2 protein-coding genes and 1 pseudogene are annotated in these 2166 nt (G+C 65.0%); 1 reads left to right on the top strand and 2 read right to left on the bottom strand.

Annotated features, from left to right (window positions below; all coding sequences use genetic code 11):
* Both G6018_RS14400 and G6018_RS14395 read right to left on the bottom strand, forming a co-directional pair.
* Positions 1-1138 (bottom strand): WXG100 family type VII secretion target (locus tag G6018_RS14400; protein WP_182639987.1); only part of this gene is annotated, 1138 nt, incomplete at its 3' end.
* On the bottom strand, positions 1138-1734 hold the full coding sequence (locus tag G6018_RS14395; protein WP_347237874.1) for a DUF3558 family protein: 597 nt from the start codon (positions 1732-1734) through the stop codon (positions 1138-1140). The genes G6018_RS14400 and G6018_RS14395, both read right to left, overlap by 1 nt.
* A gap of 142 nt (positions 1735-1876) precedes the next feature.
* Here G6018_RS14395 and G6018_RS14390 point away from each other — a divergent pair.
* Positions 1877-2166, top strand: a pseudogene (locus G6018_RS14390) (hypothetical protein); the annotation flags it as partial.

The raw sequence follows: 2166 nt of genomic DNA, 5'->3' as shown, positions 1-2166 counted from the left end.
CGGGCAGGCTCGTCGTCGTCCCTGTGCCAGCACCTGCGCCGACCGCGGGGACTCCTGCCAGATTCCCTCCTCCCCCGGCGGCGGCGAGGGCGGCGTGCCCGGGCGCGGCCGCACCAGCGGGTCGGACGACCCCGTCCACGTTCCAGGCCGAGACCAGGTCGAGTCCACTCGCGCCACCCAGCGCCGACGTCGAGATCACGTGGTACGGGCAGGGTATGTCCAGGTCGGCGAGGTTGGCGTCCATCACCGCGGGGCTGTAAACGGTGTTGACGATCGCTCGTGCCTGTTCTTCGGCGGCCTCCTGGGCTGCGGCCATCGCGGCAGCGGATTCGAGGGTCGGAGGGCCGTGGACGTAGCCGAAGCCCGGGGTGTTGACCTGGGCGGCCTGGAGCGTTGCGGACTCCTCGCCGATCCGCGACTTGGTGGTGCTGAAACCGTCCTCGGCGGTGCTCGCCTTGGTGGCCACCACTTCGAGGACCGTGGCCAGTCTGTCTACCGATTCGGTGAACGATCCCACCGAGGTGCTGGCCTGGGTAGCGAACTCACCCTGCCACTGGCTGCCCAGTGCGTTGCCCAGGCCGCTGCGCAGGTTTGCCGCTGCCGTGTGGAGGCTTGTCGCGACGGTGCTGACTCGATCCCGCACCTGCTGGAACTGCGCCGGATCCAGAGCCTGTGCCCCGGAGACCATCTTCGCCAGTGGGGCGCCCGATACCTCCTCGGGTCCCACTCGGTCATACCCGTGCAGCGTGCTGGTCCCGTCGGCTGAATCGAGAATCGCGGTCGTCGATCCAAGCGAACCCAACAACCCCAAACTCTGCAACCCGGCCGGCTCCTGCGCCGCCTTCCCCAGCGCCGCCGCCACCGCCTCGTCCTGCGCCTCGATCAACCCACCGGCGGCGGCGAAGAGCATAGCCATGGCTTTCGCCTGATCCACATAGCCGTTAAGCAAGGTTCGCAGGTCTTCTCCCACGAATAGCGAATACACGGTGCCGATTTGACGGGCGGTGTCGAAGGCGCCGCGCTCGGCGTTCTGCAAATCGGCTACATCGATGTTTGAGGCATCCCGTACTGCAGAAGCAAACTGCTCACACTGGTGGGCACAAGCCTCTGCAATCTCCGGACCAAGGTGAACAGCCATCAGATATCCCCCAGAGGAAGGTGCGGAATGATCGGCAGTACTGCTACGTCTAGAGCGTCGCAGGCCTTAGTGAATCGTTTCCCGCTGAACTCATTCAAAGCACTGACTAGATCCAGTTTGATCCACACCGTTCCAGCAGGAGTGAAGAACAACTGGAGGCAGGTGCTATCCGAAGAGTCTCCCTTCTCAGCCAGAAGAAGACTTTTTCGCCCGGACGTTTCTTTATTCAGTTCCTTCACCACAAAGCCAGGGTCGGAAACATACGCTTCCCGCGGTTTCCAGGTCGATAGAACATTGACGTGAACGCTCCGACTTTTCCAGCCGCACACCATGAGCCCCCCAGGCTCATGACGAGAAAGTAACTCATTTGCTTCAACCGGCCCACCGACCCCCTGCTCCACCGCCTCGATGGGAATTTCGGCACACGGGTCGAAGAGGGCGGGCCGCTGCTCTATCGGCAGATCCCAGGGGTTGATCGTCTCCTCGGCGGCCGCTGGGCTCGTCGTCGTCGCCTGGTCGTTGTCCTGACTCACTCCGCACGCGGACATCACCGCGCAGGCCGCGAGCGCGGCGGCTGGTCCTCTTAATGTCCCCACGATCTGTTTGACGCCCCGACCAACCAGATGGTTCCACCCGATTCGTGACGGCTCCTCCGAAGAATCCGTTCGGCGATGGAACCGGCCGCTGACGTGCCCCGTCGTACCTGGTGACGGAACACGAGTCACAGGAGGAGATCGGGTGACTTACTCGGCGGGCGCGGTGCGGCTATGGGACCCCCGCGGCGTGACGACGGCGCGTGTGACCAGCGCCGGTCGGCTCGCCATCGCCGAGGAGGCGCGCGGGGCCCTCTCCGAGGGGCGCCACAGCCTCGCCATGGGTTGGGAGGGCGTCGCCGCTGACGCGGTGCTGCATGCCGTCGACTCCGAGCTGCGCCACATCGACGCGCTTGCCGGCCATCTCGACGACCTGGTCAAGACCCTCGAACAGGCGGGTAATGCGCTCGACCCTGCGGTACAGGTGGTTCGCGA

It is taken from the genome of Dietzia sp. DQ11-44 (assembly GCF_014145205.1).
GTDB lineage: Bacteria > Actinomycetota > Actinomycetes > Mycobacteriales > Mycobacteriaceae > Dietzia > Dietzia natronolimnaea.
The sequence above is the reverse complement of the archived record's forward strand: the minus strand, read 5'-3'. Positions and strand labels throughout refer to the sequence as shown.